Origin of the sequence: Rothia sp. 27098_8_29, from assembly GCF_041432785.1 — a bacterium.
GTDB classification, from domain to species: Bacteria; Actinomycetota; Actinomycetes; order Actinomycetales; family Micrococcaceae; genus Rothia; species Rothia mucilaginosa.
The window spans coordinates 1-4,503 of record NZ_JAPWAI010000017.1; the positions used below are offsets into that span (position 1 = coordinate 1).

General features: G+C 58.7%; 4 protein-coding genes and 1 pseudogene. 3 read left to right on the forward strand and 2 right to left on the reverse strand.

The genetic code is table 11. The annotated features are described in order from the left end of the window. The 3 genes and pseudogenes from O3649_RS08905 to O3649_RS08915 all read left to right on the forward strand — a co-directional run. A pseudogene (locus O3649_RS08905) lies at positions 1-255 on the forward strand (MFS transporter); the annotation flags it as partial. A 224-nt stretch (positions 256-479) separates the two neighbouring features. Then, positions 480-1,799 (forward strand): CoA-disulfide reductase, encoded by a 1,320-nt coding sequence (locus tag O3649_RS08910; protein ID WP_371573867.1) that lies wholly within the window; start codon positions 480-482, stop codon positions 1,797-1,799. 232 nt (positions 1,800-2,031) lie between these two features. Further along, on the forward strand, positions 2,032-2,199 hold the full coding sequence (locus O3649_RS08915; protein WP_168163647.1) for a hypothetical protein: 168 nt from the start codon (positions 2,032-2,034) through the stop codon (positions 2,197-2,199). 150 nt (positions 2,200-2,349) lie between these two features. On the opposite strand, the gene O3649_RS08920 is transcribed toward O3649_RS08915, so the two are convergent. Beyond that, a complete protein-coding gene (locus tag O3649_RS08920) occupies positions 2,350-3,420 on the reverse strand; it encodes an alcohol dehydrogenase catalytic domain-containing protein (protein WP_005508058.1) in 1,071 nt (356 codons plus the stop codon). Positions 3,421-3,723: 303 nt separating this feature from the next. Beyond that, a partial coding sequence (locus O3649_RS08925) for an anchored repeat-type ABC transporter permease subunit (protein ID WP_371573870.1) occupies positions 3,724-4,503 on the reverse strand: 780 nt, incomplete at its 5' end.

The following is a 4,503-nucleotide window of genomic DNA, read 5'->3' on the forward strand; positions in this document are numbered from 1 at the left end:
AACGTGGTTGTGCCCTCCGGCCTGGATGAGTCTCTTGCCGACCACGCCCACGAAACCCTCGGCGGTGCCGTGTCGGTCGCAAGCCATGTGGGCGGCGAGCAGGCAAACCAGCTGCTCTCCTCCGCATTCGCTGCCTTCGACTCGGGCGTGGTGGTTAGCTCCGCGTTCAGCGCCGTGCTCATGGGTGTTATGGCTGTCATCAGCTACTTCATGATCCGCAAGGCACCGCGCGAAATGAAGCCCGCAGAACACTAACCCACATACATATGCCCCGCCTCCTGACGCTACCGCAGCATCGGGAGGCGGGGCTATTTTTACGCACCCACCTGCGCATTTAAAGGTTCAGCACAGGTGCCGGTGGTACGGTAAACACAGTGGGCTCGCGCCCGCAAAGGACGCCCCAAAAAGACGTCCTGAAAAGACGCGCTGAAAAGACCTAGGAACCAGCGGCTCCACACAACTCAAGGAGGAACGCCACCATGGGACTCAAAGACTGGATAGCACCCTTCATCACGCTACTGATTGGTGCCAGCACCATCTTCATCTCCTACAAGAACTACCAGGCGCAGGCGGCGGCAAAACCCTCCGAACTGGCACGTCTAGAGCTGTGGAGCAAGCTCCTCACCGAAGCCGGCTTGGACCTCAACGCCCTACCCGACCCCGAAAAGCTCACCTCTGACCAGCGCGTCGTCCTCGAAAACTACCGGGTCTTCCTCAAACGTGCCTCCCTCGAATCGAAGCTGCGTAAAGTCGGCATCGACAGCAACCGCGTGTTCAGCCTGCTCATGAAGCGTGCGCACTCCTCCGTGAAGCCCACGCCCATCCCCATTGGCGACTCGGTACGCTACTACCGCCTGATTCTGCGCGGCCTGCTGTACATTTGGACGCCCCTCGCCGTGGTGTTCATTGGTGTGCCCATTATCGTGGTCACCATCGTCTACCTGATTGGCCTGTTCACGAACCACCGCGGCAATCTGCCTGACTTTGCGCTTTCTCCGCTCGCCGTGGTGCTCCTGATTGTTGGCGCGGTCGCTGTCGGTTCCCTCGTGTACCTGCAGAACCGCATTATCTCCGCCATTATCGCGAACAACGTGTACTTCTACTTCTGGGACATTTACGGCTCCAAGAAGGGTGCCCGCGATTCCAAGGACGCCTACAGCGAGCGCCTGGCGGCTAAAACCTACGCCGACCAGCTGTTCCTCGGCCAGCAGGAGTTCGCCCACCAGTTCCGGCAGAACATGTACATGGCGGGCATTCAGGAGATTGACGAGTACCCGCGCGTGCTCAGCGACAGCGTGATGCTGCCGCGCAACTACCGGGTCGTGGAAACCACCGAGGGTGAGGACCGTATCGACCGGACCGTGAACTGGGTGCGTTCCAAGATTGGTTTTGAGCGTCTGGAACCGCGCATCATTTACACGCTCGAACATAAGGACGCGCACAAGGATGAGCAGAAGGAATCCGCGCACGGTGAGCCGGTAGCTACTGAGCAGCCTGTTTCTGAGCAGTCTGTGGATGCTCAGGATGAGCAGAAGGCCGCGGAAGTACCCGCCTCAGAAGAACCTATTGTCGCGGAGGTGCCCGTCGAGGCTCCTGCCGAGAATCTGGCTGATGCGCCCACCGAACCCGTCATCGGAGGCGCCACTGACTCTTCTGCCGCAGCTGGGGTATCCGCCGCAGCTGGGGCAGACGACCCCACGGAGGCGTTCACCCGCATCCCAGAAGATGCCGTCGACCATGAGAGCGCCGGTGAAAAGAACGCCGGTGAGAAACCCGGTACTGAGAAGCCCAAAAACTAAATAGCCCGCCCGGGGGCACCGAAAAACCGGGCATGAGAAAAGGGTCGCAGCCTACGAATTCGCCATTGAACCGTAAGCATGCGACCCTTTTCCTTTCCCTTCAAGGAGGAGCAGAATCGGAGGTACCGCCCGACCAAGAAGAGTCAAATGATGCGCCCCTCCACCAGTAGAGGTTGCCTGGCAGAAGAACCCGCCGAAGCGGGTCGGCAGAGCGCCCGGTAGAGGGTGCATCATGCTTGAGGAACCGCCCCTAAACCCACCAAAGAACAGGTTGAGCCCGCCAAAGAACGGGTTGCCCAAAGAATGGGTTGAGGGAACAGAAAACCCCGAGCTGGCGCATCTCAAAGTTGAATTTTCAGAAAATCTTGTCTCTTCAGAAAATAACTACATCTCGGGGTAGGGGAGGGCGATTCGCGCTCCGGGTGGGACCTACCCTCTCCCACCCGGAGGCGAATCGTGGGGATGTTCGCAGTGTCATGAAGACATCCCACCGAAATCCCTAACGAATGTTCGGGGTTTCAGTATGAGCGGTATATGAGCCTACCGCAGTCTATGCCGCAACCTCGGGGTTACGGGAGATAACAACCTTCACCACGTTGTGCTCGGCAGCGTGGGTGAACAGGTCGTAGGCTTCCTCGAACTGGTCGAAAGTGAAGCGGTGGGTTGCCATTGCCTTAGCGTTCAGGCGACCGGAGCGGACCATGTTCAGCAGGTTACCGACGGTGTTGCAGTTGACCAGGCCCATGTTGATGCGAACGTTAGAGATCCACATGGTGTTCAGGGGCAGCTCAACGGGCTTGCCGTGCACGCCAGCGTTAGCGATGTTGCCGTAGGGGCGAACAATCTTGGTGCAGGTCTCGAAGGTCTGCGGAACACCCACAGCCTCAATTGCCACGTCCACGCCCAGGCCGTCGGGGGAGAGGGCCTTAATCTTCTCGATGAAGTCCGGGTCGCCCGCGTTGACCTTATCGGTTGCGCCCAGCTCCAGTGCCTTGTTCATGCGGTTGTCGTCGAAGTCGACGGTGATGACGCGGCCGGCACCGCAGAGGTTAGCGGTCATGATCGCGCCCAGACCCACGGGGCCTGCACCCACGACAGCGACGGTGTCGCCGGGCTTGGTGTTGCCGTTCAGAATACCGATCTCGAAGCCGGTGGGCAGTGCGTCGGTGAGGAAGAGGACGTCCTCGTCGGTCAGGCCCTCCGGAACCAGGTGAACCGAGGTCTCTGCGTAGGGAACACGCACGTACTCTGCCTGGGTGCCGTCAATCATGTAACCGAAAATCCAGCCGACACCACCAACGGTCTGGCAGTGCGAAGGCTGGTTCGCCTTACAGTAGGAGCACTTACCGCAGCTGGTCACGGCGGGAATGATGATGCGGTCGCCGACCTTCAGGTCAGTCACCGCGGAGCCAACCTCGGTAATGGTACCGACAGCCTCGTGGCCCAGGATGCGTCCGTGGTCCACCTCGGGGCAGTCGCCCTTCAGGATGTGCAGGTCAGTACCGCAAATGGTGGTGGTGTCGACACGGGCGATAACGTCCGTGGGCTCAAGAATGGTGGGGTTCGGGACTTCCTCCCAGGCGCCCTTCTGGTCGGGGCCGTGGTATACATATGCCTTCATGATGACTCCTTCTTTGAAGCTCTAATGAGGGTGTAGTGACTGCTTTATCACTACATGTATCAACCCATAAGAAATATTTGATAGGTTGTATTTTCATTAAACCCGACGTGTTGAATTATGCGCTTTTATTACGCGGAGTGTATCTTTTGGTTCTTTAAACATGAACATGATTCACTTTGGGTATTTAAGACCTGTAAAAAACGCACGAGGCGCACCCCCCAAACAGGGATGCGCCTCGTGCGTTTATTCGTGCGTTTAATCGAGAAAAGTTGGGTTGAGCTGTGCCTAGCTCTTCAACTGGATTTAGCTCTTCAGCTGGGCACGCGCTCGCGAACGAACCGCCGTCACCGCCCACACCAGCACAAAAGCCGCCACCATCGACAGCACAATCGTGCCACCGGTCGGCAGGTTAAACGCCCACGACAGGTACAGGCCAACAATCGAACAGATACCGCCAAACACCGGCGAGAACACCATCATCGACCCCAGTCGGCGGCACGCCAGGCGGGCTGCCGACGCCGGAATCACCAGAAGCGCCAACACCAGCACATTACCGAGCGTCTGCAGACCCAGCACCACAGAAATGGTTACCAGAACGTACAGCACAATATCCAGGGCAAGCACCGGCAGGCCCATCGCGCGGGCACTCTCACGGTCCAGGCTGACCGTCACAATCTGGCGGTGGAACAGCCACAGCACCAGCAGAATAACGGCACCCATAATCGCCGCCTGGGTAATGTCCTCATTCGAAACACCCACAATCGAGCCGAACAAGAAATCCTGCACCGACCCCGAATAGCCCGGCGCCAACGAAATAATCACAATACCCAACGCAAAGGACGCCGCGAAGAAAATACCGATCACGGAATCCTCGCGTAGCCGCTGATTCTGGCTAAAAATAGCCACCAGAATAGCCGTCACCACGCCCGCGGTCAGACCGCCCATGACCAGGTTGCCGCCCAGCACGAACGCCACCGCAAGACCCGGGAATACCGAGTGTGCCACCGCATCGCCAATGAAGACCATGCCGCGCATCAGCACGTGGCAGCCCACCACACCGGTAACCACCGACGCGAGCAGCAC